The sequence below is a fragment of the SAR324 cluster bacterium genome (assembly GCA_029245725.1).
Lineage (GTDB): Bacteria > SAR324 > SAR324 > SAR324 > NAC60-12 > JCVI-SCAAA005.
This window is the reverse complement of sequence record JAQWOT010000182.1, coordinates 14321-39087: the sequence shown is the minus strand read 5'-3', so window position 1 is coordinate 39087 and position 24767 is coordinate 14321. Positions and strand designations below refer to the sequence as shown.

General features: G+C 47.4%; 25 protein-coding genes and 1 pseudogene. 19 read left to right on the top strand and 7 right to left on the bottom strand.

The annotated features are described in order from the left end of the window. A partial coding sequence (locus tag P8O70_09335; GenBank protein MDG2197073.1) for an aminotransferase class III-fold pyridoxal phosphate-dependent enzyme occupies nucleotides 1-1637 on the top strand: 1637 nt, incomplete at its 5' end. Between the two features lie 49 nt (nucleotides 1638-1686). On the opposite strand, the gene P8O70_09330 is transcribed toward P8O70_09335, so the two are convergent. Beyond that, on the bottom strand, nucleotides 1687-2469 hold the full coding sequence (locus P8O70_09330; GenBank protein ID MDG2197072.1) for an HAD-IIB family hydrolase: 783 nt from the start codon (nucleotides 2467-2469) through the stop codon (nucleotides 1687-1689). 225 nt (nucleotides 2470-2694) lie between these two features. Here P8O70_09330 and yajC point away from each other — a divergent pair, with 225 nt between their 5' ends. The 9 genes from yajC to P8O70_09285 all read left to right on the top strand — a co-directional run bounded on the left by yajC (nucleotide 2695) and on the right by P8O70_09285 (nucleotide 12179). Then, nucleotides 2695-3060, top strand: a complete 366-nt coding sequence (gene yajC, locus P8O70_09325; protein MDG2197071.1) for a preprotein translocase subunit YajC — start codon at nucleotides 2695-2697, stop codon at nucleotides 3058-3060. A gap of 51 nt (nucleotides 3061-3111) precedes the next feature. Next, the gene (gene secD / locus P8O70_09320) at nucleotides 3112-4683 is read left to right on the top strand and encodes a protein translocase subunit SecD (GenBank protein MDG2197070.1); all 1572 of its coding nucleotides are present in this window, start codon (nucleotides 3112-3114) and stop codon (nucleotides 4681-4683) included. 3 nt (nucleotides 4684-4686) lie between these two features. Then, a complete protein-coding gene (secF, locus tag P8O70_09315; protein ID MDG2197069.1) occupies nucleotides 4687-5628 on the top strand; it encodes a protein translocase subunit SecF in 942 nt (313 codons plus the stop codon). After that, nucleotides 5625-6497, top strand: a complete 873-nt coding sequence (locus P8O70_09310; protein ID MDG2197068.1) for a prephenate dehydrogenase/arogenate dehydrogenase family protein — start codon at nucleotides 5625-5627, stop codon at nucleotides 6495-6497. The genes secF and P8O70_09310 overlap by 4 nt, the downstream gene beginning before the upstream one ends. Before the next feature lie 158 nt (nucleotides 6498-6655). Continuing rightward, the gene (gene tig, locus P8O70_09305; protein ID MDG2197067.1) at nucleotides 6656-7960 is read left to right on the top strand and encodes a trigger factor; all 1305 of its coding nucleotides are present in this window, start codon (nucleotides 6656-6658) and stop codon (nucleotides 7958-7960) included. 35 nt (nucleotides 7961-7995) lie between these two features. Then, a complete protein-coding gene (gene clpP, locus P8O70_09300; protein MDG2197066.1) occupies nucleotides 7996-8604 on the top strand; it encodes an ATP-dependent Clp endopeptidase proteolytic subunit ClpP in 609 nt (202 codons plus the stop codon). An 82-nt stretch (nucleotides 8605-8686) separates the two neighbouring features. Next, nucleotides 8687-9946 (top strand): ATP-dependent Clp protease ATP-binding subunit ClpX, encoded by a 1260-nt coding sequence (gene clpX, locus P8O70_09295; GenBank protein MDG2197065.1) that lies wholly within the window; start codon nucleotides 8687-8689, stop codon nucleotides 9944-9946. 14 nt (nucleotides 9947-9960) lie between these two features. After that, a complete protein-coding gene (locus tag P8O70_09290; GenBank protein ID MDG2197064.1) occupies nucleotides 9961-10965 on the top strand; it encodes an adenosine kinase in 1005 nt (334 codons plus the stop codon). Nucleotides 10966-10988: 23 nt separating this feature from the next. After that, nucleotides 10989-12179 (top strand): U32 family peptidase C-terminal domain-containing protein, encoded by a 1191-nt coding sequence (locus P8O70_09285; GenBank protein ID MDG2197063.1) that lies wholly within the window; start codon nucleotides 10989-10991, stop codon nucleotides 12177-12179. 2 nt (nucleotides 12180-12181) lie between these two features. Here the strand turns inward: P8O70_09285 and P8O70_09280 are convergent, their stop codons facing one another. Further along, nucleotides 12182-12454 (bottom strand): acylphosphatase, encoded by a 273-nt coding sequence (locus P8O70_09280; protein MDG2197062.1) that lies wholly within the window; start codon nucleotides 12452-12454, stop codon nucleotides 12182-12184. Nucleotides 12455-12466: 12 nt separating this feature from the next. Further along, nucleotides 12467-13015: a hypothetical protein gene (locus P8O70_09275; protein ID MDG2197061.1), complete on the bottom strand. Its 549-nt coding sequence runs from the start codon at nucleotides 13013-13015 to the stop codon at nucleotides 12467-12469. A 715-nt stretch (nucleotides 13016-13730) separates the two neighbouring features. Between P8O70_09275 and P8O70_09270 the strand changes: the two are divergent. The 6 genes and pseudogenes from P8O70_09270 (at nucleotide 13731) to P8O70_09245 (ending at nucleotide 20080) form a co-directional block, all read left to right on the top strand. Further along, a pseudogene (locus P8O70_09270) lies at nucleotides 13731-14267 on the top strand (peptidylprolyl isomerase). A gap of 150 nt (nucleotides 14268-14417) precedes the next feature. Next, nucleotides 14418-15032 (top strand): peptidylprolyl isomerase, encoded by a 615-nt coding sequence (locus P8O70_09265; protein MDG2197060.1) that lies wholly within the window; start codon nucleotides 14418-14420, stop codon nucleotides 15030-15032. Between the two features lie 6 nt (nucleotides 15033-15038). Next, nucleotides 15039-15788: a competence/damage-inducible protein A gene (locus tag P8O70_09260; GenBank protein MDG2197059.1), complete on the top strand. Its 750-nt coding sequence runs from the start codon at nucleotides 15039-15041 to the stop codon at nucleotides 15786-15788. A 9-nt stretch (nucleotides 15789-15797) separates the two neighbouring features. Then, nucleotides 15798-17435, top strand: coding sequence for a 2,3-bisphosphoglycerate-independent phosphoglycerate mutase (gene gpmI, locus P8O70_09255; GenBank protein ID MDG2197058.1), 1638 nt, complete (start codon nucleotides 15798-15800; stop codon nucleotides 17433-17435). A 93-nt stretch (nucleotides 17436-17528) separates the two neighbouring features. Beyond that, entirely contained in the window at nucleotides 17529-18899 is a 1371-nt protein-coding gene (locus tag P8O70_09250; GenBank protein ID MDG2197057.1) for a nucleotide sugar dehydrogenase, read from the top strand. 50 nt (nucleotides 18900-18949) lie between these two features. Further along, a complete protein-coding gene (locus P8O70_09245; protein ID MDG2197056.1) occupies nucleotides 18950-20080 on the top strand; it encodes a DUF2322 family protein in 1131 nt (376 codons plus the stop codon). A 48-nt stretch (nucleotides 20081-20128) separates the two neighbouring features. Here P8O70_09245 and P8O70_09240 read toward each other — a convergent pair whose 3' ends face one another. Beyond that, nucleotides 20129-20440, bottom strand: a complete 312-nt coding sequence (locus tag P8O70_09240; protein ID MDG2197055.1) for a hypothetical protein — start codon at nucleotides 20438-20440, stop codon at nucleotides 20129-20131. A gap of 143 nt (nucleotides 20441-20583) precedes the next feature. After that, the gene (locus tag P8O70_09235; GenBank protein ID MDG2197054.1) at nucleotides 20584-22317 is read right to left on the bottom strand and encodes a putative Na+/H+ antiporter; all 1734 of its coding nucleotides are present in this window, start codon (nucleotides 22315-22317) and stop codon (nucleotides 20584-20586) included. 234 nt (nucleotides 22318-22551) lie between these two features. Here P8O70_09235 and P8O70_09230 point away from each other — a divergent pair, with 234 nt between their 5' ends. Together P8O70_09230 and P8O70_09225 are read left to right on the top strand one after the other, a co-directional pair. After that, nucleotides 22552-23382, top strand: coding sequence for a metallophosphoesterase (locus P8O70_09230; GenBank protein MDG2197053.1), 831 nt, complete (start codon nucleotides 22552-22554; stop codon nucleotides 23380-23382). A gap of 6 nt (nucleotides 23383-23388) precedes the next feature. Next, nucleotides 23389-23796: a hypothetical protein gene (locus P8O70_09225; protein MDG2197052.1), complete on the top strand. Its 408-nt coding sequence runs from the start codon at nucleotides 23389-23391 to the stop codon at nucleotides 23794-23796. Here P8O70_09225 and P8O70_09220 read toward each other — a convergent pair. Together P8O70_09220 and P8O70_09215 are read right to left on the bottom strand one after the other, a co-directional pair. Next, entirely contained in the window at nucleotides 23782-23907 is a 126-nt protein-coding gene (locus tag P8O70_09220) for a hypothetical protein (GenBank protein ID MDG2197051.1), read from the bottom strand. The genes P8O70_09225 and P8O70_09220 overlap by 15 nt on opposite strands. A 34-nt stretch (nucleotides 23908-23941) precedes the next feature. Further along, nucleotides 23942-24118: a hypothetical protein gene (locus tag P8O70_09215; protein MDG2197050.1), complete on the bottom strand. Its 177-nt coding sequence runs from the start codon at nucleotides 24116-24118 to the stop codon at nucleotides 23942-23944. Nucleotides 24119-24362: 244 nt separating this feature from the next. On the opposite strand from P8O70_09215, the gene dksA reads away from it, so the two are divergent. Next, nucleotides 24363-24752, top strand: a complete 390-nt coding sequence (gene dksA / locus P8O70_09210) for an RNA polymerase-binding protein DksA (GenBank protein MDG2197049.1) — start codon at nucleotides 24363-24365, stop codon at nucleotides 24750-24752. Nucleotides 24753-24767: the final 15 nt, after the last annotated feature.

Below are 24767 nucleotides of genomic sequence, written 5' to 3'. Positions count from 1 at the left end.
AGGACTATGGCCCTACACTCATGTTGCAGCATGAGGATCTTAGTGGAGAGAGCTTCTGCACGCTCTACGGCCATCTTGATCCAGAGTGTCTAGAACTCTGGCAACCGGGAGACTCCGTCCAAGCTGGGACTCGTATTGCCAGGATCGGAGTATCACCCCGAAACGGCAACTGGCCTCCGCATTTGCACTTGCAGGTGATCAGTCATCGAATGGGATGGGAAACCGATTTTCCGGGTGTTGCATTGCCTTCCGAACAAAGTTTCTGGAAAGAGATCAGTCCAAATCCCTATCGTTTACTCGGAATCCAAGAGCAATCCTGGGTAGAACCTGAAGGCCTGCCGAAGGATTTATTGGCAAGACGCCTCCACATCATGGGACGCAATCTCTCTCTGTCCTACAAAGAGCCACTCACCATTCTACGGGGAGAGGGAGTCTACTTGATTGATGCTCTCGGGCGTCGCTTTGTTGACTGTGTGAACAATGTTGCTCATGTCGGGCACTGTCATCCCAGGGTTGTCGAAGCCCAAAGAAAACAAAGTGGCCTACTCAACACAAACACTCGCTACCTTCACCCTGAACTCGTCAAATACGCAGAGCGCTTGTGTGGCTTGTTTCCTGAACCACTGAACGTCTGTTTCTTGGTTTGTACTGGCAGTGAAGCCAACGAACTGGCACTACGACTAGCTCAAGCCCACACCCAAGCTCAGGGGATGGTAGTGGTGGACGTTGGCTATCATGGGCATACTAAATCTCTGATAGACTTGAGTCCTTATAAGCACAATGGGCCTGGTGGAAAAGGAGCACCAGAATGGGTAAGGACCACTCCCATGCCTGATTCGTATCGAGGAGTGTACAGGGAGCATCACCCAGATCCAGGCTCAGCCTACGGGGAAAAGGTCATTGAGCACGGAGAATCACTGGCAAAATCTAGAGCTGGGTTGGCTGGGTTCATTTGCGAATCAATTCTGAGTTGTGGAGGACAGATTGTTCTTCCAGAGAATTATCTACAGACCGCTTATGCAGGAATTCGCAGGCTTGGAGGACTGTGCATCGCGGATGAGGTACAGGTTGGTTTTGGTAGGGTAGGGAAAACCTTTTGGGGATTTGAACTACAGGGAGTCGTTCCAGATATCGTTACTCTTGGAAAACCGATTGGCAATGGACATCCTCTCGCAGCTGTGATCACCACAGCCGAAATTGCAGAAGCCTTTGCCAACGGAATGGAATACTTCAACACCTTTGGTGGGAATCCTATCTCTGCGGCAGTGGGTACCACCGTACTGGATGTGATTGAAGAGGAAAACCTCCAAAAACATGCACTGACCTTGGGAATTTATCTGCTTGAACGCTGGATGGGAATGTCAAAATGGTGTCCAGCTCTGGGACAAGTTCGTGGAGAGGGTCTCTTTCTTGGTATGGAGTTCGTTGCTGATCCCGTGCAAAGAATACCTTGTGCAGCTCGTGCAACCTATGTTGTGGAGCGGATGAAAGCCCAAGGATTCCTGCTCAGCACAGATGGGCCGGATCATAATGTGATCAAGTTCAAACCCCCACTGGTTTTTCCAGAGTCTGAAGCAGAACGGCTTTGCAACAATCTCGAACAGATACTCCAGGAAGTTCCTCTGCAGCTAGCCTGAAAAGATCTTCGGACACCCATATAGATTTCAATCTCAGATACCTTTTCTATCAATCGTCAAAGGTTGGAACCTGCCAGTGAGCTAAGCCTTCCAACACACCCTTCGCATAATTTTGCTGCGCTTGGTAACACTGTTTCGCTGGAAATTTCTGCAAATATTCTTTGACTTCTGGCCGAGCATTGCCAACGAGAATTCCTCGAAAACCTTCGTCAAACATTGACTGATCGTTACCGCTGTCCCCAGCAACAATTGTGTCCTCTTCCTGCCATTTCAGTAATTCAAGCAGGTAGCGCAGTGCTTTCCCCTTGTTGACCATTCCTGGCAAAATATCGACATAGTAACTTTCTCCAAAAGCAGCACAGATCACTTGGTAGCGTCCAGCAGGCTCCAACATGCGCCTTGAAATTTCGGCTAGCCACTCAAGCGGCCGTTTGGGATCCATGATCGCGTACGAGACCTTGTGGGGGGACTGGCAATTAGCTGCCTCTAAGCTGATCGCATCATTTAAGTCAATCAATCGCTGATGAACTTCCTCCACAGAGAAGCCAAACTTTTCAAGTTGCAGTTGCCAATCAAGAAGTGGCGTCGAGAAACTACCAAAAGGCGGTAGATAAAGTTCGGCTCCCGTTTGAGCAATAACGGCGTCTGGCTGAGGTAACTCCTCATGCTTCAATCCATGTAGCACATCAGGATAAGGCCTACCTGTGCAGAATAGCACACGAGCGTGGTCTGCTTGTTGGAGATGTTCGAGTTTTTGTCCCAGTTTTCGCAGAGATGACAAATCTCCAGTGAGTGTAAAGTCGATGTCAAATACAAGATTCCAAGTCGGCATTCGATACCAGCTAGAGATGGTTTAATTCAGGAGGGTTGGTTTGCTAAAGGTACTGCACAAAGAGCGCCCCAAAATAGCAGATAACTTTGCCGTCTATCCAGGAGTATTTTAATAAGAAGGATCACAAGTAAATTTGAGCATAGCGCTTGCAGCTTGTTTATGATATTATATTTAGCTTTGCTATTTTCCCTGATTTAAGCTTTTAACTAATTGGAGTGATTTTCTATGGATTTCTTCATTCGTGAGGCCTGGGCTCAGGATGCTGCTCTAGGTGGTGGCGACACAACCGCTATGCTAGTACAGTTTGGCCCCCTCATTCTGATCTTCGCCATCTTTTATTTCTTGATCATCCGACCACAGCAAAAGCGCCAAAAAGAATTGCGAGCCATGCTGAGTGCCTTGGGCAAGGGCGATAAAGTCGTGACGAACTCTGGTATTCACGGGACGATCTTCAAGCTCGGAGAAGACACAATCACCATAGAAATTGCTGACAAGGTCAGGATTCAGATGGATCGTGGACAAGTTTCCCGTGTTGTGCAGAAGGCCAAGGATGCAAGTGCCTCCGACAATGAATCCAAGGATGAGTCTTGAGCTAACTTTCCTTGGTACTCTCAAGTTTTCAGAATTAAATAAACACCACTCATGAATGTACGTGTCAAAGGCTTACTGATCCTGTTGGTCTTTGCGGTAGCTGTTTTCTACAGTCTGCCCACCTATCAAGCCTATCAGCCTGGGGTAGACCCTCAACAACATCCAAATCGTGTGAACCTGGGACTGGATCTCCAAGGGGGAATGTACCTCGACATTGAGATCAAGGTTGAAGAAGCCGTTAAGGAAACTGTTAGCCGTACTGCTCAGGAATTGGAAGATTTGCTGCTGGACAACTACGTCAAATTTGTCGAAGTCCGCCAAGAGAACAACATCATTATCTTGGAGATGGAAAAGGGAGAGACCGTCAATCTGACCGAATCTCCCTACGATCGTTTATTGGTTCAGTTCACTCCTACGGATCAACCCAACAACCGAACAACGTTGACGCTCCTCCCTGAAGAGCTAACTCGCATTCAAGAGAACGCAATCACACAAGCTCTGGAAGTCTTGCGTAATCGCATTGATAGCCTAGGGGTCAGTGAACCCACGCTGCAACGCCAGGGGGATAATAGCATCATCATCCAACTTCCTGGTCTGAAAGACAGATCACAGGCGATCGAACTGATTGGTCCTCAGGCTGTTCTCGAGTTTCGTATTGTCAATGATGACGCCACCCCAGCCGCTTATAATCGCTACACTGAAGTTGTTCGATATGAGGAAATCCGTGACCCTATCACGCAGGAAGTTCTATCCCGCAACCCTTATGTATTGAGTAAGGAAGTTTTGTTGACTGGGGAGTACATTCGAGATGCTCGGGTGCGCTTCGACCAACAAACGAACCAACCTTACGTCTCTCTTTCCTTCGATTCTATTGGCGCTGATCGCTTCGCAAAATTGACTGAAAGAAATCAGGGCAAACGTCTGGCAATTGTTTTAGATGACAAGGTTCAGTCAGCACCTGTGATCAGAGAAAAAATTGGTGGCGGAGAAGCATCAATTTCAGGCCAGTTCACTACAGAAGAAGCGGGGAACCTCTCTATTGTACTTCGTTCGGGTTCTCTGCCAGCCCCTATTGAAATTCGAGAAGAACGCACCGTGGGTGCCTCCCTCGGTGAAGATTCTGTTGAGCAAGGCCTTACCTCGCTGTTGCTTGGCGGGCTGCTAGTCCTGATTTTTATGATGATCTATTATCGGCTCGCCGGTGTCTTCGCCGCATTCGCTCTGGTCTTCAATCTTTTACTGATCATCGCTGTTCTGGGTGGGGTCGGAGCTACCTTAACGCTGCCCGGCATGGCAGGAATCGTATTGACAACAGGTATGGCTGTTGATGCGAACGTATTGATTTTTCAAAGAATTCGGGAAGAACTCGCAAAAAGCAACAATTTACGTAGTTCAATCAACGAAGGTTTTGATCGAGCTTTCAAAACCATCCTTGATGCCAATGTCACAACACTCTTTGCAGCTCTGGCGTTACTCCAATTTGGAACCGGCCCCATCAAGGGCTTTGCTGTCACACTCTCCTTGGGAATTCTCTCAAGTATGTTCACGGCAATTGTAGTGACCAGGTTCTTCTTTGAAATGATTTATCTCAACCGCAAGCAACTCAAAGCCATTAGCATCTGAAACATGCTCTCTCAACCATTGCAAATCCGCTTTCTCGAAAAGCGACGATACACTATCTACCTTTCGATTTTCTTGGTTCTCAGCACTTTTTTGTCTGTGCTACTCCATGGAGGTTTGAATTATGGAATTGACTTCCGAGGAGGCACCAATGTTCAGATCCGCTTCGACAGCGAACCTGACCTGAATCAATTGCGTGATTTATTCGCCAGTCAAGGATATGACAGCATCACGCTGCAGACTTTTGGAGCGGAAGAAGATCGAGAAATTCTATTAGGACTGCCGATCGATAGCTCGTTAGGAACTGGTGAATCCCTAACAACCAACCTTCAAAAAATCCTCCAAAACGCTAATACGCAACCAGAGATCAGACGTATTGAGACCATTGGCCCAAAAGTCGGTGACGAGTTAAAAGAAGATGCCCTCTTGGCTGTGCTGATTGCCCTAGGATTGGTACTCCTGTACATTAGTGTTCGCTTTCAGTGGCGTTTTGGAATCAGTGCCGTAGTTTGTCTCCTACACGATGTACTTGCTGTTGTCGGAGTGTTTTCACTGTTTGACAAAGAGTTCAACCTGACAATCATTGCGGCTTTGCTGACGGTAGTCGGATACTCCCTTAACGATACTATCGTCGTGTTCGATCGTGTTCGAGAGAACCTCGCTAAATTCCGTAAGCGTGAAACGGAAGAACTGTTGGATCTCAGCATCAATGAGACTCTCAGTCGAACTTTGCTGACTTCTGCCACAACTTTATTTGTCGTGATTATGTTGCTGCTCTTCGGTGGAGAAATTATTCATGACTTTGCATTCGCCCTGTTTGTAGGAATCCTTGTTGGAACCTACTCCTCCATTTATGTAGCAAGCCCGATTTTCTTAATGCTTCAGGAAAAAGCGCCACCCAAACCAGCAACACCCAGCAACACCGAACTCACCCAGGAAAGTCAATGACAGAATCCGCCAATCCAGGCTTCCAGCGGATCGTGATTGTCGGACTGGGCCTGATTGGTGGTTCCCTGGCTCTGGATCTACGGCGGCTACATCTGGCAGAACACCTGCTCGGCTATGACCAACGTCCCCATCATTGTGAGGAGGCGCTTCATCGCAATCTGGTTGACTCTGCCTCAACGAATTTTGATAAGAAACTCCGCGATGCGGATCTCGTCATTCTAGCAACCCCAGTCAGTAGTTTTCCAAAAGTCCTCCACTCCATCCGTCCTCAACTTGGCTCGCATACGCTGTTGTCTGATGTCGGCAGTGTGAAATCACCGCTCTTGTCAATAATCCAGGACTACCCTGAGTTGATTCCAAGATTTGTGGGGGGACATCCGATTGCTGGTGGCGAATGCTTTGGGCCCACCAGCTCACGGACTCACCTTTTTGAAGGAAGGCGTTTCATCCTCACCCCTACTGATGCAACTCCTCTGGAAGTTACTCAAAGACTCCAAATACTTTGGGAAGCGCTTGGAAGCAAGGTTGCTGTAATGAATGCAGCACAACACGATCAGATCTTTGCAGCAGTCAGCCACTTACCACACCTGATCGCCTATGCCAGCATCCAGGCCATCATTGGTTCAGATCAAGAGGAAGTACTTCAGTTTTCTGGAGCTGGACTCAAGGACTTCTCACGAATCGCTTCTTCCAGTCCAGAAATGTGGACGGATATCTTTCTAGAGAACAGAGAGCACCTGCTGCCCAGACTTCGTCATCTAAAGGAGTTGTTGGGGCAATTGGATGATTATCTCGAAAACGCAAACCGAGAAAATTTACAGCAATTTCTGCAGCAAGCAAAGTTTACAAGAGACCAGTGGATTGGCTAGAGAATTCGCCTGAAAAAACTTGTGCTTTTGCCTTTTGAGTCTCATCTTTTTTCGTTTTATCTCGTAGATTTAAGCCGATAATCATGATCGGTTGCAAATCGATTCATTGTGCTACCGAGAAGGTAGTGGTTCCTTGTCACATGTCGTTGTAAACTCCTATGAAAGTTCAGGTTCAGGATCTCGGTAAATTGCGTCGCGAAATGCAGATTGAAATTCCTTTCGATGAGATCCGAGGGGAATATCAACAAGTGAAAGATCAGTTGCGCAACACCCGCCTGCGTGGATTCCGTCCTGGCAAGTTCCCCAAAGGATGGATGAAAAGCCGGTTCCGTAGTTCAATGGCCTACGAGATCCGTGAACGATTATTTCCTCAGTTCTACTCAAGAGCTCTTCAATCAGAGAACCTGATTCCAGCAGTTCCACCAACATCATTGAACATTGACTTTGATGAGAAGAAGCCTCTGAGTTTCAAAGTTGAGTTGGAAATTGCACCGACACTTCCTGAAATTGACTACGACAAGTTGGCCCTGGAAGAACAAGAACTCGGTGAAGTCACTGATAAGGATATCGATGACATGCTCCAGCAGCTTCGTCGCGCTCGCTCGGTTCGAGAACCCAAGGAAGCTGGTGTAGTAGAGAAAGGGAATTTGGTGACTTTTGATGCTCGCGGTACTTTGGATGGAGAGCCCTTGCCAGAAGAGCAACAGATTGAAAAATCTGAATTTGAAGTAGGTGGCGAATTTTTCACTGAGTTCAGCGAAGTTGTTTTGGGAATGGCTGTTGAGGAAACAAAAACTGTTGCCTTGGAGATGGGCTCCACCTTCAATGATGAATTGCAGGGGAAAAGTGCAGAATTTGAAATCACTATCCAAAGTATCGAATTATTGACTCTACCAGAACTGGATGAAGAGTTTCTCAAGTCTTACGGGCACGACACCGTAGAAGACTTATGCAAAGCTGTTCGTGAGATGCAGTCAGAGAACAAGAAAAACAACCGCATGACAGACTATCGGGAACAGCTTTTACCGCAACTCGTTAGGCAACTGGAAGATATTGACCTGCCAGTAAGCAGTATTGTGGAGCGAGAAAAAACACTAAAGGAAGAAAAAACTGAAGCTGGAGAAGAACTGACTAAAGAACAGATCAGCCAACGAATGGAAGCACATCGTGATCGCTTACGCAGAGATTTTTTAGTAGATCACATCTTCCGAAGTGCTGCTCTACAACTGGACGAAGCAACACTGGCCAATCGTTTCTCCAATGCTGCTGGGATGATGGGGCTTTCTGCACAGGATTTTTATAATCATCGATACGGTCGAGTGATGATGAATTCGATGGTCGCAGAGCTACGTGGTGAACAGGCACTGAACCATGTCATTGAAAAACTGGTTGGGTCAGAGACTGCGAGTGAGGCATCAGAAAATGTAGAAGAAAAACAAGAGACTGCCACTGAGCAGGAATGAACCGAACAAACTAACCCCAAATTAAGAGGGAGCCGATGCCACTCATCCCGATGGTCGTCGAACAAACCAATCGAGGGGAGAGATCCTATGACATTTATTCACGACTGCTCAAGGATCGTATCGCCTTCATAGGCACCCCAATCGATGATAATGTTGCCAACCTGATGATCGCACAGTTGCTGTTCCTCGAGGCAGAAGATCCAGAGAGTGATATTTCTTTGTACATCAACTGCCCAGGTGGACTAGTCTCAGCGGGATTGGCGATTTATGACACCATGCAGTACCTGCGTCCCCAGGTGCAAACCATCTGTATTGGTCAGGCTGCCAGCATGGGAGCTATTCTTCTCGCTGCAGGTGCTCCTGGCAAAAGATATGCGCTTCCCAACTGTCGGATCATGATTCACCAGTTGATGGGTGGCTTCTCTGGACAAGCTGAGGACATTGACATCCAGGCACGGGAGATCGTACGCTTAACGGGCACGCTAAATGACGTCCTTGCCAAACATACTGGTAAAGATCCAGGACAAATAGAGCAGGATACGCAGCGTGACTACTATTTCTCTGGAGAGGAAGCCAAAGCATACGGCCTTGTGGACCATGTAATGACAAAGCGGGAAGAACCACCTGCTTCCAGCAATAGTTGATTGTAACACCAACCACTCTTTTCCATTTGCTGAGCTTCAGACCCAATTGAATGATTTGGGTCTTAACAATCATGGAGTCAGTATGAGTAACCAGAAAGACGCACCATTGCGCTGCTCATTCTGTGGAAAAACACAGGATGAGGTAAAAAAAATCATTGCAGGGCCCGGCGTCTACATCTGTGATGAGTGCATAGAACTGTGCAATGACATCATGGAAGAGGAGTGGCAGCGCGAAAAAGCAATGGATGACTCTGAACAAGTGTTGCTAAAGCCTGCCGACATCAAAGATGTGCTGGATAATTATGTGATTGGTCAGCAATTCGCCAAGCGTGTGCTTTCTGTGGCAGTTCACAATCACTACAAGCGTATTCATGCAAATCTGCACGATAGCGATGTAGAGTTGCAGAAGAGCAATATTCTGTTGATTGGTCCGACTGGCACGGGCAAAACTCTATTGGCTCAGACCTTAGCCAAGATCCTGAACGTACCTTTTGCAATGACTGACGCTACGACGCTAACCGAAGCTGGTTATGTTGGAGAAGACGTCGAAAACATTGTACTGAAACTCCTGCAAGCCGCTGATTATGATACGGAGCGCGCAGAACAAGGAATCATCTACATAGACGAAATTGATAAGATTACACGCAAGAGTGACAACCCTTCTATCACCCGTGATGTTTCAGGTGAGGGTGTACAGCAGGCCCTGCTAAAAATTATTGAAGGCACAACCGCCAACATTCCTCCTCAAGGAGGACGCAAGCATCCACAGCAAGAATGTGTTCAGGTCGACACCTCGAACATCCTCTTCATCTGTGGTGGCGCTTTCGTCAATCTCGATCAAATCATCAAGCGACGGATCGGAGATCGGGCCATCGGTTTCGGCAGTAAGATTCAGGACAAGATTAAAGACGCAGATTTGTTACGACAGTTGGAACCAGAAGATTTGCTGAAGTATGGTCTGATCCCAGAATTTGTGGGCAGACTCCCTGTAATCAGCACACTGCATGATCTGGAAGAAGAACACCTGATTCAAATTCTGGTTGAGCCAAAGAATGCTTTGATTCGCCAGTACCAGAAGCTTTTTGAGTTGGAAAACGCAAAGCTATCCTTCACAAAAGGTGCTTACAAAGTGATTGCTCAAGAGGCAATCAAGCGCAAAACTGGTGCTCGTGGTCTGCGCTCAATTCTCGAGAAAGCCATGCTGGACATCATGTACGAAACTCCCTCGAACAATAATATTCAAGAAGTTGTAATCAGCGAAAATACGATCACTCAAGGTGTACCTCCCAAGTTGATCATGCGGCAATCTGCCGACAACAATCGAAAAATGAAGGTTAGTTAAGGCCTGCCCGACCCATGACCCAAAAACCACTAGACGTATATGGTATCGGTAATCCATTGATGGACCTGCTGGTACACATTCCAGCGAACTTCCTTGAGAAGCAGGAACTGGAAGCTAATCGTATGTACCTGGTTCACCAGGAACGCCAACAAGAGTTGATTGAGGAGTTGCAGTCCGGTCAACATGACGTGATCTCTGCCCCAGGGGGATCGGCGGCTAACACGATGAGTGGGCTTGCACTGATTGGTAGTAACGTGGCGTATACCGGTAAGCTGGGCCAAGATGAGTTGGGGCAACTGTACGAACAGTTGTTGGCAAACGAAGGAGTCACTACTCACTTTGGCTTTGGGGAAGGTAGTAGTGGGAGTAGTCTGATCCTGGTTGGAGAGGACGGTTCTCGCACCATGAACACCTTCTTGGGGATGTGCCAGGAATTACACCCAAGCGACATTGATGCTGAGTTGATGCAGCAGGCCCACTACCTGTACATCGAAGGGTACCTCTGGGACACAGAAATTCAGCAGGATGCTGTCAGTCAAGCGATTGGCCTTGCCAAGAAACACGGTACAAAGGTCGCTCTCAGTCTCTCAGACCCATTCTGTGCTCAGCGTCACCAAGAAGCGTTTCACCGGCTGGTTCGTGAAGATGTCGATCTCCTCTTCTGTAACCAGGAAGAGGCTTTTGCACTGCTCAACACCGAGATCTCACAGGAAGCTCTGGAATACTTAGCAGCCCAAGTGGAGACCGTTGCTTTTACGATGGGAGCCCGTGGGGCTTTGGTATGCGAACAACGTGAGATGTTCTATATTGATCCTCGGCACGTGAATGTCGTTGATACGACAGGAGCAGGTGATGCCTTTGCAGCAGGATTTCTGTACGGCCTGACTCACGAAAAGAGCATTTTTGAAAGTGGTGTTCTCGCCACTGCCATGGCAGCTGAAGTGATCCAGCGTATAGGTCCTCGTCTGGACAGAGCCATCAAGAAGAAAATGCAGAGCTTTTTCGGCTCTCACAACTGATCCCACCTTCATCTTCTCTATCCATGACGCTTCCCGAATTGCTGGCTCCTGCCGGGAGCTTAGAACGCCTGAAGGTCGCTGTTCTTTACGGAGCTAACGCTGTCTATCTTGCTGGGCATCGTCTCGGGCTGCGCAGTGGTGCAGATAATTTCACTGATACTGAAATCATTGAGGGATTACAGTTCGCTCATCAGCATGATGCCAAGGTCTTTGTTGTCCTCAATGCATTCCCCCATGACCAAGATCTCAAAGAGATGCCAAACTATGTGATCTGGCTGGAGCAGCAAGGTGTCGATGCCGTTATTGTTTCAGACTTGGGAACTTGTACGCTGATTCATCAGCACACCAACCTGCCGATTCATCTCTCTACCCAAGCTTCCTGCCTAAATTCTTGGGCAGCTCAAGCTTGGAAAAACTTGGGGGTTCAGCGTCTCATTCTGGGAAGAGAGGTATCTGTTCAGGAAGCCGGATGGATTCGGCAAAAGGTAGGGATCGCTGTGGAGTTATTCATTCATGGTTCGATGTGCATGGCCTACTCTGGTAACTGTGTCATCTCGAACTACACCGCTGGCAGAGACAGCAATCGAGGTGGCTGTGTTCAAAGTTGTCGGTTTAATTACGATGTTCAAGAAACCAACAAAGAGGAAGCCTACAAAGCTTCCTTTATGAGTTCCAAGGACCTACGTGGTCTGGAGCAGTTGCCCCAATTTCTCGAACAAGGAATTGACAGCCTGAAAGTTGAAGGTCGAATGAAAAGCAACCTCTACGTTGCCACAACGACTCGTGTTTATGCACAGGGGTTGAAAATCTGTGCAAACGAACCACCTCCGCTCTGGCAAAGTCGCCTTCAGGAGTTAACCCAGGAATTGGAACGAATTCCACATCGAGGCTACACGGAGGCTTCTTTGAACACACCTGCTGGGCAAGACAGTATTTATCAGGGGTATCGCAACGGAGAGCAACGTTATGAGATTGCCGGAACAGTACTAGACACCTCTGAAAATTTTCTGACACTGTTAGTTCAGAATCCCTTCACTGCCGGAGAATCTCTCGAATTTCTAACTTTCGCAGGGGACACTATCTTACTGAATACCTCTGGGCTTCTGGACATCCAACAACGACCGCTGAATCGTGCCAAGCCCAACAGCCTTGTCTTACTCCCAAGTATTCCTCAGATCAGACCGTTGAACTTGGCTCGTCGACAAGCTGCCTAGAGTCAACGTCGAATTTCAAAACCCATCAACTTATCGAACACTTCATCTCTCTCTACATCTACCGTAGCAACTTTTGAATAAGCAGGCCCCAGTTTACACTGCTCCACAAGTTGATCCAATAGTGCCTGCTCACCTTGGACGACAACCTCGACACTCCCATCGGGGCAATTCCAAACAGCCCCTGTAAGTTCTAATCTAGTCGACTCCTGGCGTACAAAGTAGCGAAAACCAACTCCTTGTACGACTCCTACAATTTTCAATTTGTACTGCAACATTCCTACTTTTCCCTACTGAGCACTGACTCCACGGAATAGCTGAACCTGCCATTTGTCGTGATATTTCTGGACAAATCCTTCGACCAGAATCTGATCTCCAAATTGCCAACTTGGCAAACGATCTTGATACATTTGAGGCACTACTACCTCCACACCATTTTCCAGCAATAGCAACTCTATATAAGAACCTTTGCTAAATCTTCGTTCCAATCGACCTGCCAACTTGATAAAACGTTTATCATAGCGAGCAAGGTCTACGCTCTCCGCCTTTTGAAGCTTTGTGGCATAACAACGATTTGTCCTTGAAAAGACTGTTCTTCCTTCATTAGCCAAGCGTTTTAAATAACGCCGACGTGAAGCATACGTGCTGCAGATACCTCTCTTCTCTTCATAGGCTCGGGCTTCAGCATCAACGTAGCTGTCAAAATTACTGGGCAACTGGTAGCGAGCATCAAAGAGGCTATGGCCTAGACCGATGAGTAGTAGATTTACATTGGCATCTTCAGCCTGCAATAGTCCTAAAGTCCGTTGATGGCGATCTCTTGGGAATCGAGGAGACACCCAGAGTTGCAAGGGTCCACTTTGCAATCGATCCTTGAGAAAATCCCAGCTGGCAAACCAAATTCTAGATCCTGACCCTTATGGGATTGATTCAGCTCTGGAGTATCAACGAAAAGTAACCGGATTTTCTCTTTGGACTCCGTGTAGTTGTTCTGATTCCAATCAGCGTAAAAAGTGTCTCCATCAACTACTTTGACCATCAAAGGTGCAATGGGCTTTGCCTCCCAGCCAGAATTGAGCAAGTCCGTCCAGGACTCGGCAATTAACAGTCTAGGACTGAGCAAGCATACAAGACAGGTCCAAATCAAATATATTTTTTGCAAGGAAGCACCCCACATAAATGCTTTTATTCTCTATAATGTCCAAAAAGTTGGTAAAGCTGATTTTAACTGATAACACAGCTCCATATAATTAAAAAATTCTCAGGCAGAGGATGTACCATAAAGAGATCATCCAAGAGGGGATTCTGAGGATCAGAATCTGTTTCATTTCACGAAATCCTTGAGGTAAAACATGTTTTGGAAGCAGACAAAATACCTTGCAGTCTGGAAGTGTGGCTGTTAGCTTGAACCCAATTTTTTCTTCATCTGAACCAACCACACTGCTTCATTTGACATACCCTCCGTCAATTTTCATTCACAGGCTTCCCATGCGATCCTTTTCGCGACTGCGCCGATCAATCGGGCGCTCGTTCCTACTTTTGCTTGCTGTCTCCATGGCTCCTTCCTTTACTCTTGGTGCCGAAGATCTCTCTGACGGCCTATATGCCGATCTGGAAACCAATCGAGGTCGAATTCTACTGAAACTCTTTTACAAGCGAGTACCGAAAACAGTAGCAAATTTTGTGGGTCTTGCTGATGGGACACAAGCTTGGAAGGATCCAATTTCTGGAGACTCACGCAAGAGTAAGTTCTACAATGGGTTGACCTTTCACCGGGTCATTGCTGACTTCATGATTCAAGGTGGTGATCCATTGGGCACTGGCAGTGGTGGTCCTGGGTATCGCTTTGCTGATGAATTCCATCCTGAATTGCGGCATAACAAGCCTGGTATTCTCTCAATGGCCAATGCCGGACCAGATACCAACGGAAGCCAATTCTTCATTATCCACAAAGAAACTCCCTGGCTCGATGACAAGCACTCCGTTTTTGGTGAAGTTATTGAGGGCATGGATGTGGTCAACGCTATTGAGAAAGGTGACCGAATCGAACAACTGCGAATCGTGAGGCAGGGGTCGGATGCAGAGGCCTTCGATGAAATGGCGGTCATCTCCAAAGCCGATGCCACCAGGCAGGCTTTGTCAGAGCAAAACCGAAAAGAGCTCCCTGAAGCTAGTGCAGAACTTGATCCCTCTCGAGTGCCACAACCCGACCAACCCGTTGCTTCCAAAGTTGCTCTGGAGATGCTTGTGATTGGTTACCAGGGTGCGCGTATTCCAAAGCAGGATCTCTACTACGACCGAGAAGGGGCAGCTGAGGTTAGTGCAAAGCTAGCTGACCTTGCTCGTCGTAAGGGAGCGGATTTCAGTGAATTAGTTGATCGCTTTACGGATCTGCCAGAGCAAACCCGCATTCCAATGATTGATCAGGCCAATCCGCAGCTACCACCATTCCTCAAACCGGCCTTCTCACTATTGGAGGGTCAGGTCAGTGATCCCGTCGAAACTCCGCTGGGTTTCCTGATCTTCAAACGTGTATCGCTGGAATTGATTACAGCGAGTCATGTACTGATTTCCTATCAGGGAGCACTACGATCTGAACAAAGCCGTAGCAAAAACGAAGCAATGCAACTCGCCCAGCAACTGCTCGCAGAGATTCAAGATGGTCGTGATTTTGCGGAAGTTGCTAAAGAGCATTCAAATGGACCGTCTGCTCCACAAGACGGGATGTTGGGAGAGTTCCCCCGAGGAATGATGGTACCTGAATTTGACCAAGCAGCCTTTGCCTTGGAACCCAATACGGTCAGCAAGGTGGTTGAGACTGCGTTTGGTTTCCACATCATTAAGCGCCACCAATAACATTGCATGCCGGAGCAACTCGCCACCGCTGCCATTGTGATCATTGGCAATGAGATACTTTCGGGCAAAGTGAAGGATGAGAACTCTCACTATCTCTGTCGCGAATTGCGTGATCTTGGAGTGGAGGTTCGTTCTATCGTGACCATCCCCGATGATACCGAAACGATCAGTAATGTTGTCCGGCAGGCTTCTGAAAAGTACACTTGGGTCTTTACCAGCGGAGGCATTGGCCCCACGCATGATGATCTGACGGTCCCTTCGATTGCGGCAGGTTTTCAAACTCCACTGGTACGTTCGGAAAAGCTCACAAAGCTGATCAGTAGCTACTACGGGAAAGAAGTGAATGAAGCCCATTTGAGAATGGCCATGATTCCAGAGGGCTCAGAGCTTCTATTTGATGAGAGCAAGCGGGTTTCTCAAATACTCTTCCATAACATTTTGATCTTTCCGGGAATCCCCAGACTGCTTCAGCGAAGATTCCAAACCTTTCGGGAACGCTTCCGTAGCAACCCAATCTATCTACACCAAATCTTCCTGAATTGTGATGAAGGACAGATTGCACATCTACTGGATCAAACTCTCGTTACCTACCCAGAACTGCAACTAGGCTCCTACCCGCGAACCAAGGATGAAGAGGAACACGAGGTGAAGCTCACCTTGGAATCGAGAGAAGCCGCCTACCTGCAGGAAGCAGCCAATTACCTATTTGAACAAATCCCTCCCCAGTTTATTTTGCGTAACGAATCCCCAACCTAAGACCTGCTAATGAATGCCCTACAACTAGCGGATCAGTTTCGAGATCGTGGCCCTCTATTACACCTTGTGCTAGACGGTTGGGGAGTAGGCCCTCCGAACGACACCAATGCGCTCCACAAAGCGTCTCTACCAATCTTTAAACGAATCACAGAAAAGTCCCCTTACACCCAACTGTGGACGCATGGTACATACGTTGGCCTACCTGCAGATAAAGATCTCGGTGGTTCTGAGGTTGGACACATGACCCTGGGCGCTGGAATCGTCATGGAGCAAGGTCCCTCTTTGATCAAACGTATGATCGACAGTGGGGAATTCTTTGAAAGTCCAGTACTGCAGAAGTTGACCAACAATTGTCTTCAGAACGACACACCTCTCCATCTACTTAGTTTACTCTCCGATGGTAATGTTCACAGTCACATTGATCATACCATTGCCTTGATTAATCATGCCTTCAAGCATGGTCTCCGTCGTTGCTATGTACATGCTTTGCTGGATGGTAGAGATGTCTCGATTCAGTCGGCACTGGACTACACCGAACAGTTGGAGTCTCTCTTCCATCAACTCAAAAGCCAGCGTGCAGAGATCGACTATGGTTTTGCCAGTGCAGGTGGACGAGAAAAAATCACGATGGATAGGGATCAGAACTGGTCTAAGATTCAACTCGGTTGGAATCTGCATGTTCATGGGAAGGGAGAGCATCAATTTACATCAGTTCGTGAGGGGATTGAATATTTTCGCCAGCAGTCTCCCGACATCATTGACCAAGATCTGCCAGGATTTTCAATCGTGCGGGACGGAAAGCCTGTCGGACGGATCCAAGACCACCACAGTCTCATCTTCACCAACTTTCGGGCAGATCGAGCGATTGAGTTTACTCATGCGATTTTGGACGATTCCTTCCCACATTTTGATCGAGGATTACGACCCCAGATCCAATATGCTGGGATGATGACCTATGATCAGGACCTCTATCTTCCACCATACTACCTTGTCGGAACACCCAAAGTTGAAAATCCTTTCGGCAAACGCATTCTAGAAAAAGGGTTACGACAATTCCGGCTGACGGAAACCCAAAAATTTGCTCACGTGACTTTCTTCTTCAATGGAGGCTATCGAGAACCTCTTGATCCAAAAAAGGAAATCTATCACCCGATCAACTCGGACAAGGTTGATTCCTTTGCGAATGTTCCAGCCATGAAAGCCAAGGAAATCACAGACCAGGCAATCCAGTTTTTACGTTCGGGAGAGTTTGATTACGGACTAATCAACTATGCAAATGCGGATATGGTGGGGCATTGTGGAAAAATAGAGGCTGCAATCAAGGCAGTAGAAGAAGTGGACCGGCAGCTTGGCAGACTATTACCAGTGATCGATGAGGTGGATGGTATCCTTGTGATCACAGCAGACCATGGAAATGCAGATGAGATGCTGGTCAAGAATAAGCAAGGCAGCTGGGAAAGCAGTACGAAGCATTCACTCAATCCAGTGCCTTTTGTGATTTATGATCCGAAATACAAGCAACAGTATCAACTTCAAGCGCCTGGCCCTGGGATCAACCTGAACCTGAGTCATGTGGCCGCAACTCTGTTTATGCTCATGGGAGAAACACCTCCTAATGACATTAATGATTCCTTGTTCAGATTATGAACTTGTACGGGAACATTGTCTGTAAAGATTGCCAGGTCACTCTTGATTCTCTTTAAAACTGAAAATCCTAAATTCCGCCCCCACCTAACACAAATGTCCCAGATCACCTGTATTGGAGCTGGCTATGTTGGTGGCCCAACAATGGCCATGTTGGCACTCCACTGTCCAGAGCATAATTTTACAGTTGTAGACATCAATGAAGACCGAATTCAGCGCTGGTCTTCTGACAATCTACCAATCTATGAACCTGGTCTGCTAGAAGTCGTGCAGCAAGCAAGAGGTCGTAACCTTTTCTTTTCCAACGATATCCCCACAGCTATTCAACAAGCTGATATTATCTTTGTTGCCGTTAACACCCCAACCAAGGCATTTGGTGAAGGAGCTGGAAAAGCTGCCGATTTACAGTACTGGGAAAAGACTGCGCGGGATATTCTGACACATGCCCGACAACCTGAGGTGATTGTCGTTGAGAAGAGTACACTGCCGGTTCGTACTGCGGAGGCAATGTCACGGATTCTATCTTCAGGTTCTAGCCACAGCCAATTCTCAGTCGTCTCCAACCCAGAATTCCTGGCAGAAGGCACCGCAATCCCAGACCTACAGGAACCAGATCGAGTGCTGGTTGGTGGGGAAGAGAATGTATTCGGCCGTCGTGCAGCCCGAACGATTGCTGACCTTTACGGTCATTGGGTCGCGGAAGACCGGGTACTGCTCACCAATGTCTGGAGCAGTGAACTCTCCAAATTGGTGGCCAATGCGATGCTGGCACAGCGAATCTCCTCGATCAACAGCATTTCCGCCCTCTGCGAGAGAACTCAAGCCAACATAGGTGAAATCAGCCGTGCCATTGGGATGGATCGGAGAATTGGACCTCATTTTCTGCAGGCGAGCATTGGATTTGGTGGTTCTTGTTTCCGTAAAGACATATTGCACCTGTCTTACCTCTGCGAATACTACGGACTGCCTGAAGTTGCTGATTACTGGGCCAGCGTAGTGCGGATCAACGAGTTTCAGACAGATCGTTTCTTCCAGAATATCCTCAAGCAGCAGTTCAACACCTTGGCAGGAAAGAAAATCACCCTATTTGGCTTTGCATTCAAGCCAGATACTGGAGACACACGTGATTCTCCAGCCATTTCGCTCTGTCGGAAACTCCTGAGTGAACATGCCCAAGTGCGGGTGCATGATCCTAGAGCTCGAGAAGAAACCGAGCATGACCTGGCTTCCATGGAAGGAGACATTGCTTTTGTCGAGGATCCGTATGAGGCTGCTTATGGAGCCCATGCCGTTGCGCTAGTGACACAATGGCAGCAATATCGTGACCTCGACTATGGGCACATTTTAGAGAATATGATGCGACCTGCTTACCTGTTTGATGGCCGAAACCATCTTGATCATCAGTATCTCTTCAATCTGGGTTACAACGTCTTCCCACTGGGGAGTGCCCCCCTAACTCACCTTTAACCAACAACCTTGGTGGTTAGGAGCCACCACCTTTAACCTGAGGGGAATCCATGAGTAGCTTTGAGGCCAACCTGAAGACGATGCCCTTTGCAGAACAAACAGTCCTGCTCCGCATCTTTAACTCCAAAGACGAGTTGATGGCGATTTTGCCCAATTTTCCAGCCAAGCAGGGAACCTTGCGTGTATTCTCACACGTAGCCAGTACCACGGGACAAATTGGACGGGATGAAGCCAACGAAGTGCTCCGTGTTTTTGGAGAGTACACTGAGCGTGCACAACAAAATCCTGGTCTTCATCCGAAGTTGGACCTCCTCCTCAATCTTCGTGATGGAGACTTTCTGAGAATTGAGAGGATCGAAAGCTCATACGCTAATCTGCTAGCCAATATCCATGACCGCAAGGCGAGCGCAGCAGAATCAGAGGCTTTCATCGAATTGCTTAATCAGGGGAAAGTGAGGACTGCTGAAAAAGTGCGGGATGAATGGGAACCCCAAACCTACGTGATTGATGGAGTCCTGAATTACTTTGGTACGCACGGAAATCAGCGGATGGAATCAAACTACTGGGACAAAGTTCCTTTGAAGTATTCCAACTACACGGATCAAGACTTTGAGGCTAGCGGTGTTCGCTATGCGCCTGGTAGTATCGTGAGAAATGGAGCCTATATTGGCCCACAAACCGTAATTATGAATCAGGCTTTCATCAACATCGGTGCCTATATTGCTGGGGGTGGTGTGATGATTGATGGTGGCAGTAGAATCGCTTCCTGTGCTCAAATTGGTCGAGGGGTTAAATTCGGTGCAGGCTCTGGAATAGAAGGCATCCTCGAACCTGCGGGCCGTCTGGCCTCTATTGTCGAAGATAACGTCAAGATCGGAGCAATGTGCGAGGTGGCAGGGGTGATTGGAGAAGGTGCGGTCGTTGCCAGCGGGGTCGTGATGGCTTCTGGTAAGAAAATTATCGATGAGGAGACAGGAGACGTAGTTCCTCCACTTGAGTGCCGTGTGGGTAGTGAAACGTTTCTACTTCCTGTTATTCCACCATACCGTCTTGCAGTCGGAGGTTCTCTATTGAGTTCCAAGGGACGTATTGCGACGGATGCGGTCATCCTGAAACCAGGAGATCTGAGAGAATCGGCAACCCTAAAGCATTTCCGTAAACAAGGTATTCTCTACAGCTGATTCCCAACCCTACAAAGCCCGTGCACTGTTCTGCGCACGGACTTCCTCTCATTGTACAGCAACTGCCTTGCTATCCCGTAGCTCTTCTACAATTGTTCGATCGATAGGCACCTGAACATATCCGGTTTCTTCACTCCAGAAGTAATAATAACCGGTAGGTGTTCCATCCTCTTTCTCGCCACTGGTAATCTTACCATCCTTGATTGTCCAAGACTTAACGACTTGTCCTTCATCAACGTAGCTGACCTTGTAGTCTTTTCCAAGAACATTATCTGCACTTCTAAAAAATTGGTTGCGAGCTTCTTCTGTGCAACCTGCAAGAGCTAAGGCCAAGAGGAATAAACCTGTCAACATTCTCATATAGTATCTCAGTGAAAGTGAATAAATTGCAAAAGGAAAGTAGGAAACAACCTAGCGAAAGCTAGCAGGGAGCGCAAGTGAATCTAGTGAAGATAGCAGATCCTGTCACTGGGAGTGGAGGATCTGCTGCACAAGGAAAGGAATCAGCCGAGCAGGTAGTAGAAGCCCATGTAGCTGACACCCATAATCACGGTAGGAATGGCCGCACCCATAGCTAGGTTGGCTGGATTCACACCGCCAGGGAAGTAGCGTGACAAGATGGATTGTCCTGCAGGATTCGGAGCATTGGCGATGACAGTCAGACCACCACCAGTTACAGCACCCGCAACAACTGCGTACTTCTGGCCATCGGTAAAGCCAGGTACCAGTGTAGCCAAGAAGGTGATTGCTGCGTTGTCATTGAACGCTGTCAAAACCGTTGATCCAATCATCAAGGGCAACTCACTCAAACTTTGTAGCACAGGTGCGATCCACCAAGCCTGAACCCCACCGTGAGTTACTAGACCAGCTAGGAAGAAGCCTACCAACAATGGCCCCTTGATCTCCAGTTTGTTTTGATAGGCTTTGGAGGCCATGGTGAATCCAATGAAGAAGAGGAAGCCACCAATGAACAGCGGTGGGTAGTGCGCATTGAAGACAGTCCAGGCCATGAAGAGCAGGTGAGTGACTGTGACCCAACCTGGAATCGGATCTTCACGATCTTCCCACTTGACTGGTGCATTTGTTTCGGATGATTCGCTAGAGTCAGACTTCTTTAAGTTGGCAAATTCATTCTTGAAAATGATGTAGTAGAGAATGTTTGCTATCACAACACCTATGACAGCTTTCCAACCAAAGTTGACCATCATGAACGCGATGTCCCAACCCCAGGGAGCTGCGACCATCAAAACTGGTGGAGCTGCAAAGTGAGTCAGCGTGCCTCCGACAGACACATTAACGAACAGAAGCCCAATCGTTGCGTAAGCGAACTTAGGACTCGGGTTGTAATCATAGAACTGCTTGGCTAGTAACAAAGCAGCAATTGTCATTGCAGCTGGCTCAGTAATGAAGGAGCCAAGCAAAGGAGCTAGGGTCAAAATAGAGAACCACCAAGCCTGAGTAGTAGATTGACCAAACGCAGCCACTCTACCCATAATTTGTTCTGCTAGCTTCACGATCGGACGAGTAGAAGCGATAGCCATGATCACTACAACAAACATTGGCTCAATATAAACCACCGTGTGTGCGATGTAGTCTTTAAAGGTAGACCAGTCGTAGAATCCAATGATGGCAACCATCAGCGCAATCACCCAAATTCCAAAAATCGCCTCTATTTCACCAATGAAGTGAAACAACTCCGCTTTAAAAGATGGACTGTTCTTAATGAACTCCTCAGACTTTCCTGCTTTGCGAAGCTCTTCTTCGTGGTGATGTTTGATGTGGTGAGCTTTCTCTGTTATTGGAGCAGCCGCAAAAGTGTGGCAAATCGCTAACAGGAACACCAATGAGCCAACAAGGTTGAAGGGACTTTCTGCAATACGAGAAGCCAGAATTGATCCGATCCCTCCTCCTTCTGGGTCGTTATAATCTTCCAGGGCTATTGGAAAGTTTGTTTCCACAGTTCCACCGCCACCACCAGCCGCAATCACGAAGCCAGCAAGCAGTACGAACAAGACTGGAATCATCCAGGCTCTTCGTGACAAGGCTACAGCAGCCAAGGTAGACAGACTCCAGTCACGAATGCCGAGCTGTCGCTCAATTCCATCCAACATCTTTTGGATAGGTGCTGGCAAACTGGGACTTCCCAACACTTGTTCTCGAAACGCTACCGAACTTCGGCGAGTTCGGTTCGCTGACGCTCCTGAGGACCGGCGTCGAAAGGAGGAATTTCTCCGCATTTTGGGCTCCATTACTGAAAATACTATTAAAGAAGAGGTGATCGGGGACTAAATTGATTTGGCTTTTTTCTGGCATGCCAACCTGAGATCAACTGGCAGATGCTGAAAACAGCGAAAGCAGCAGCGCCTAGAATCTAGCGATTCGGACTGTCTGGAAACCCCTCTCCTGATTCGTTTGCAAGGATACATTGATCAGTTCCGAACGCAATCCGAAATTCCAGTAGCAGAGCAATTGTGTCAACTGATTCGCTAACGATCTTGCATCTGTCTGACTTACATTTCAGTGCATATCCCAAAAATTGGAACCAGTGGTTTTCTAAACGACTACTGGGAGCTACCAATTGGTGGCTGAACCGGAGCTCGAAATATCCATCACAGCGCTACCTTCAACTGATTGAAGTTGTGAGACAGATGGGTTGGGATCACTTGGTGATTAGCGGAGATCTCACACAACTTGCGCTGCCTGAGGAATTTGCCAAAGCACGAATGGCTTTGCGGCCTCTATTGCAGAATCAGGAAAGAGTTAGCATTGTTCCTGGAAATCATGATTATTACGTAAGCGAAAACGAAGAATCAGACTATTTCCGAAGCTACTTTGGAAGTTTTTTTGGAAAAAATGAAATCCACACCCGTCGACTTAATCAGAATTGGCACTTAATTGGTTGGCATAGCGCAGCACCAACACCATGGTACAGCGCTTCCGGCTGTGTCCGGCGTCAAACCCTGAAGGCCACAGACGAGTACATGCAACAACAAGCGACAGATACGCGGTTTGTTCTGGTCAACCATTACCCAATCAGTTTCCCAGACAGAGAACACGATACGAAACACGAACTGCTGAACTTGGAGCAGATCCAGTATTGGCTGAGCAGTCGGCCACAGATTCGACTATACCTGCATGGACACATTCATCATAACTGGCATCATGTACAGCAATATGCATCGCATTCGCTGCATGTTGTCAATTCGGCTTCATCGACCATGATCGACGAGAAGTCTACATCCAGTTTTCACCGTATTCGGTTGCATAAGGATCAAATACAAGTGGAACCTATTAGTTTTTGAAAGCCCATGTCCAAATTTTGGTTATCCTTCTGCTGTCTAGCTCTCGCTTCTCCAGTGTTTGCCCAAGGGAATAGCATATCTGGCAACCGCTGTGCTGAAGCAATTCGTCAATTGACAGAATTTGAACCAACTGGAATCTACGGAAGTAGCGTCGAAGACGAATGGACACCAGCTTCAATGTATTTATTGCAGCGAGAAGCAGAGAAATACCGGGTACTGCACCGACATTTTCTAGATCAGGTAGAAGATTGGCGTTTCGAAGTGCTGGAAATGAAAGGAGGGAAAACTATGATGTTTGTTTTCGCTAAAACTTTTGAACCTCGCTACTGCGAAGGCCCTAACGCTTTTTTTGTCAAGAGAATCAAGCAGGAACCGATTGGGGAAACTCGCGCGCAAATTTCAGACAGGAGGTAAATTTTCTTCCCGATTTTGTTTTTGGGAATTCCATCCGTGGCGCATTCGCTCCAGCGTCTGCTGCCACAGCATCTCTTCAAATTGTCGCAGAGAAAGAGGTTGATTCTTCATGACTCATCCCTCTTTCGGAGATCTGCATCATTGCTTACCACAAATCGCTTTCTTGGACTTCAATCATCTCCAGGACATCTTCCGTCAAAATTAGGTCATCACCGAAAATCGGTTCTCCAATTACTTTATCAATCTGCTGAATTTGTCCACCTCGCTCCAGATAACGAGTAGTGGCTGCTTGAATTTCTTCGCGGGTGATTTGAAGGATCATGAGATCTCCTTGTTAAATTAATTATTTATTAGTGAATGATTTCAGATTCCTAACTAATCTTATTCAAGAATTTTTTAGGCTATTTATACACAATCTGCAGTATGTGTGCCAAGAATAAAAGAACTCTTTGCCACCCATAATTTCCCAAAACTTTATTTTTGGTCAGAAATCCGCCAATATAAATTTCTGTAATTCTTACCTAATAAAATCTTTTCTGGTTTCTTATTCAGGGAGGAAATAGTCCATGGCAGAAACCACATCAGAATCTGCACTTTCCGAAGAAGAGTTAGAATATTTTCGAAAGAAGTTGCTCATAATGCGTGATGGGATTTACGCGGAAAGTGCAGCAACTGTTGAGGAAATGCAGAATGAGTCTACTCTCTACCCTGATCCAAACGACCGAGCCAGCCTGGAAGCTGAGCACTTCAATACCCTGAGGATCAGAGATCGCGAACGAAAGCTACTCAGCAAGATCGAAGCTGCCTTACAGCGCATTGAAGATGGCACTTTTGGTATTTGTGAGATCACCGGCGAGCCGATTGAAAGAAAACGTCTGGAAGCCCGTCCCGTCACTACTCTCAGTCTGAAGGCAAAGGAAGAGCAGGAGCTCGAAGAACGTCGTCAACATCGCTGACCAAGAACCTACCCA

Excerpts from the sequence above, each read along its gene's own strand:
- P8O70_09250 (MDG2197057.1), top strand. The coding sequence starts at position 17,529 with ATGTCCCAGATCACCTGTATTGGAGCTGGCTATGTTGGTGGCCCAACA.
- P8O70_09290 (MDG2197064.1), top strand. The coding sequence starts at position 9,961 with ATGACCCAAAAACCACTAGACGTATATGGTATCGGTAATCCATTGATG.
- P8O70_09240 (MDG2197055.1), bottom strand. The coding sequence starts at position 20,440 with ATGAGAATGTTGACAGGTTTATTCCTCTTGGCCTTAGCTCTTGCAGGT.
- P8O70_09235 (MDG2197054.1), bottom strand. The coding sequence starts at position 22,317 with ATGCGGAGAAATTCCTCCTTTCGACGCCGGTCCTCAGGAGCGTCAGCG.
- secF (MDG2197069.1), top strand. The coding sequence starts at position 4,687 with ATGCTCTCTCAACCATTGCAAATCCGCTTTCTCGAAAAGCGACGATAC.
- P8O70_09245 (MDG2197056.1), top strand. The coding sequence starts at position 18,950 with ATGAGTAGCTTTGAGGCCAACCTGAAGACGATGCCCTTTGCAGAACAA.
- P8O70_09265 (MDG2197060.1), top strand. The coding sequence starts at position 14,418 with ATGCTTGTGATTGGTTACCAGGGTGCGCGTATTCCAAAGCAGGATCTC.
- gpmI (MDG2197058.1), top strand. The coding sequence starts at position 15,798 with ATGAATGCCCTACAACTAGCGGATCAGTTTCGAGATCGTGGCCCTCTA.
- P8O70_09215 (MDG2197050.1), bottom strand. The coding sequence starts at position 24,118 with ATGATCCTTCAAATCACCCGCGAAGAAATTCAAGCAGCCACTACTCGT.
- P8O70_09220 (MDG2197051.1), bottom strand. The coding sequence starts at position 23,907 with ATGAAGAATCAACCTCTTTCTCTGCGACAATTTGAAGAGATGCTGTGG.
- P8O70_09330 (MDG2197072.1), bottom strand. The coding sequence starts at position 2,469 with ATGCCGACTTGGAATCTTGTATTTGACATCGACTTTACACTCACTGGA.
- clpX (MDG2197065.1), top strand. The coding sequence starts at position 8,687 with ATGAGTAACCAGAAAGACGCACCATTGCGCTGCTCATTCTGTGGAAAA.
- yajC (MDG2197071.1), top strand. The coding sequence starts at position 2,695 with ATGGATTTCTTCATTCGTGAGGCCTGGGCTCAGGATGCTGCTCTAGGT.
- tig (MDG2197067.1), top strand. The coding sequence starts at position 6,656 with ATGAAAGTTCAGGTTCAGGATCTCGGTAAATTGCGTCGCGAAATGCAG.
- P8O70_09310 (MDG2197068.1), top strand. The coding sequence starts at position 5,625 with ATGACAGAATCCGCCAATCCAGGCTTCCAGCGGATCGTGATTGTCGGA.
- dksA (MDG2197049.1), top strand. The coding sequence starts at position 24,363 with ATGGCAGAAACCACATCAGAATCTGCACTTTCCGAAGAAGAGTTAGAA.
- P8O70_09225 (MDG2197052.1), top strand. The coding sequence starts at position 23,389 with ATGTCCAAATTTTGGTTATCCTTCTGCTGTCTAGCTCTCGCTTCTCCA.
- secD (MDG2197070.1), top strand. The coding sequence starts at position 3,112 with ATGAATGTACGTGTCAAAGGCTTACTGATCCTGTTGGTCTTTGCGGTA.
- P8O70_09260 (MDG2197059.1), top strand. The coding sequence starts at position 15,039 with ATGCCGGAGCAACTCGCCACCGCTGCCATTGTGATCATTGGCAATGAG.
- clpP (MDG2197066.1), top strand. The coding sequence starts at position 7,996 with ATGCCACTCATCCCGATGGTCGTCGAACAAACCAATCGAGGGGAGAGA.
- P8O70_09280 (MDG2197062.1), bottom strand. The coding sequence starts at position 12,454 with ATGTTGCAGTACAAATTGAAAATTGTAGGAGTCGTACAAGGAGTTGGT.
- P8O70_09285 (MDG2197063.1), top strand. The coding sequence starts at position 10,989 with ATGACGCTTCCCGAATTGCTGGCTCCTGCCGGGAGCTTAGAACGCCTG.